This is a genomic window from Mycobacterium sp. THU-M104, from assembly GCF_049197365.1.
In the GTDB taxonomy this organism is placed as follows: Bacteria; Actinomycetota; Actinomycetes; order Mycobacteriales; family Mycobacteriaceae; genus Mycobacterium.
In genome coordinates, this window is the sequence record NZ_JBMIOP010000275.1 from 1 (window position 1) to 3,631 (window position 3,631).

A 3,631-nucleotide genomic window follows, 5' to 3' on the forward strand; every position below is an offset into this window, starting at 1 on the left:
GACCGCAACACCCTGCGGCGCACGATGGGCATCGCCAGCCTGGGCGGGGCGACGCTGGACAACGAAGAGAACTATCTGATCAAGAAGCTGTTCACCGCGCTGGGCGCACTGCAGATCGAGAACCAGGCCCGTATTTGACACAGCGCCACGGTTCCCGGTCTGGGAGCCTCCTTCGGTCGCGGCGGCGCGACGGACTACCAGCAGAACCTGGCCAACGCCGACTTCATCGTCATCATGGGCTCGAACATGGCCGAGGCGCATCCGGTCGGCTTCCAGTGGGTGATCGAGGCCAAGGCGCGCGGCGCCCAGGTCGTGCACATCGACCCGCGGTTCACCCGCACCAGCGCGGTCGCCGACCGGCACGTGCCGCTGCGCGCGGGCTCCGACATCGCCTTCCTGGGCGGGGTGATCAACCACATCCTGTCCGGTGAGCTGGACTTCCGGGAGTACGTGAGCGCCTACACCAACGCGTCGTTCATCGTGTCCGAGGACTACCGCGACACCGAGGACCTCGACGGGCTGTTCAGCGGCTACGACCACGGCACCGCGTCCTACGACCCGGCGAGCTGGCGCTACGAGCCGGGCGGCCGCACCGACCCCACGTTGCAGCACCCGCGCTGCGTCTACCAGATCCTCAAACGCCACTACGCGCGCTACACCCCGGAGATGGTGGAGCGGGTGTGCGGCGTGCCCGCCGAGACGTTCACCCAGATCGCGCGGGCGTGGACGCAGAACTCGGGCCGGGAGCGCACCGCGGCGCTGGTGTACAGCGTGGGCTGGACCCAGCATTCGATGGGCGCCCAGTACATTCGCGCCGGGTCGATCATCCAGCTGCTGCTGGGCAACATCGGCCGCCCCGGCGGCGGGATCTTCGCGCTGCGCGGGCACGCCAGCATCCAGGGTTCCACCGACGTGCCGACACTGTTCAACCTGCTGCCCGGCTACCTGCCGATGCCGCACGCCGGCCAGCAGAGCCTGGCTGACTACCTGGACAAGATCACCGGCGCCAACCCGAAGGGCTTCTGGCACAACGCCGACACCTATATGGTGTCGCTGCTCAAGGAGTACTGGGGCGAGCACGCCAGGCCCGACAACGACTTCTGCTTCGACTACCTGCCCCGCATCAACGGCGACCACGGCACCTACCGCACGGTGCTGGACATGATCGACGGCGCGGTGTTCGGCTACTTTCTGCTCGGGCAGAACCCGGCCGTCGGGTCCGCGCACGGGCGGTTGCAGCGCCTGGGGATGGCCAACCTGGACTGGCTGGTGGTGCGCGACCTCGTCATGATCGAGAGCGCCACCTTCTGGAAGGACGCACCCGAGGTCGAGACCGGCGAGATCTCGCCGCAGACGTGCCGCACCGAGGTGTTCTTCTTCCCGGCGGCCTCCCACGTCGAGAAGGTCGGCACCTTCACCCAGACCCAGCGCATGCTGCAGTGGCGGGAGCAGGCGGTCGAGCCGCCCGGCGACGCCCGCTCGGAGCTGTGGTTCTTCTACCACCTGGGCCGCAGGCTGCGCGAGAAGCTGGCCGGCTCGACCGACGAGCGCGACCGCCCGCTGCTGGAGCTGACGTGGGACTACGCCACCGACGGCGACGAGCCCTCGGGTGAGGACGTGCTGCGCCGCATGAACGGCATCGACCTGAGCACCGGCCGGGCCCTGGGCGGCTACAGCGAACTCAAGGCCGACGGCAGCACCGCCTGCGGCTGCTGGATCTACAGCGGGGTGTACGCCGACGAGGTCAACCAGTCCGCGCGGCGCGCCCCGCGCGACCAGCAGGGCCCCGACGGCAACGCGTGGGGCTGGACCTGGCCGGCGAATCGCCGGGTTCTCTACAACCGGGCGTCGGCCGACCCGGCGGGCCGGCCCTGGAGCGAGCGCAAGAAGCTGGTGTGGTGGGACGCCGAGCGGGGCGAGTGGACCGGCCACGACATCCCCGACTTCGAGACCGACAAGCCGCCGGACTACCGCCCGCCCGAGGGCGCGGTGGGCGTGGAGGCGCTGCGCGGCGACGACGCGTTCATCATGCAGTCCGACGGCAAGGCCTGGCTGTTCGCCCCCACCGGGCTGGCCGACGGCCCGCTGCCCACCCACTACGAGCCGCACGAGTCGCCGGTGCGCAACCCGCTGTACCCGCAGCAGGGCAACCCGACGCGAATCGTTTACGGCCGCAACGACAATCCGTCCAACCCGGCGCCGCCGGAGGCGCACGGCGAGGTGTTCCCGTTCGTGTTCACCACTGCCCGGCTCACCGAGCACCACACCGCCGGCGGGATGAGCCGCCAGCTGCCCTACCTCGCCGAGCTGCAACCCGAGCTGTTCATGGAGGTCTCCCCCGAGTTGGCCCGCATGCGGGGGCTGACGCACCTGGACTGGGCGCACGTGGTCACCAGCCGCACGGCGGTCGAAGCGAAGGTGTTCGTGACCGACCGGATGAGGCCGCTGCGCCTCGACGACCATGTGATCCAACAGGTGTGGATGCCCTACCACTGGGGCTACGCCGGTCCGGTGCAGGGCGACGTGGTCAACGACCTGCTCGGGGTGGTGCTGGACCCGAACGTGTTCATCCAGGAGAGCAAGGTTGCCACCTGCGACGTGCGCCCCGGGCGGCGGCCGCGCGGGCAGGCGCTGCTGGCCTACATCGCCGAGTACCGCCGCCGCGCCGGCGTCACCGCCGAAACGGGCACCCGCCTGGACACCACCCGGGCAGCTCCTCTCGAAGAACCGGAGGAAACCCCCTGAGCGACAACAGTTTCTACGGAGCACTGCCCGACCCCGCCGGCAACGCCGGGTACGGGGAACCCCACCCGCCGCGGGTGGGGTTCTTCACCGACACCTCGGTGTGCATCGGCTGCAAGGCCTGCGAGGTGGCGTGTAAGGAGTGGAACGGCATACCCGACGACGGCTACAACCTGCTGGGGATGTCGTTCGACAACACCGGCACGCTGGGTGCCAGCACGTGGCGACACGTCGCGTTCATCGAGCAGGAGCGCCCGCCGGGCGCCGAACCGGTGGACCTCGGGCTGCCGACGTTCGCGCGCCCGGGGGATGGCGCCGGCGCGGAGGCCCGCACCGACTTCCGGTGGCTGATGAGCTCGGATGTGTGCAAGCACTGCACGCACGCGGGCTGCCTGGACGTGTGCCCGACGGGCGCGTTGTTCCGCACCGAGTTCGGCACCGTCGTTGTGCAGCAAGACATCTGCAACGGCTGCGGCTACTGCGTGTCCGGCTGCCCGTACGGGGTGATCGAGCGGCGCGAGGGCGACGGGCGGGCCTGGAAATGCACGATGTGCTACGACCGGCTGCGCGACGGGCTCGAACCCGCGTGCGCCAAGGCGTGCCCCACCAACTCCATCCAGTTCGGCGTCCTCGACGAGCTGCGCGAGCGCGCCGCCCGCCGGGTGGAGAAGCTGCACGGGCTGGGCGTGCGCGAGGCGCGGCTCTACGGGCATGACCCCGACGACGGGGTCGGCGGCGACGGCGCGTTCTTCCTGCTGCTCGACGAGCCCGAGGTGTACGGGCTGCCACCGGATCCGGTGGTGCCGACCCGCGACGCGCCGGCCATGTGGCGTTACGCCGGGATGGCGGCGTCAGCGCTCGTCGCCGCCGCGGTGACGTCGTTTCTGGG

2 protein-coding genes are annotated in these 3,631 nt (G+C 70.3%); both read left to right on the forward strand.

The annotated features are described in order from the left end of the window. The coding region (fdnG, locus tag ACOJVU_RS19730) for a formate dehydrogenase-N subunit alpha (RefSeq protein ID WP_421531325.1) at positions 1–2,745 on the forward strand (2,745 nt) is incomplete at its 5' end. Continuing rightward, positions 2,742–3,631 (forward strand): 4Fe-4S dicluster domain-containing protein (locus ACOJVU_RS19735; RefSeq protein WP_421531326.1); only part of this gene is annotated, 890 nt, incomplete at its 3' end. The genes fdnG and ACOJVU_RS19735, both read left to right, overlap by 4 nt.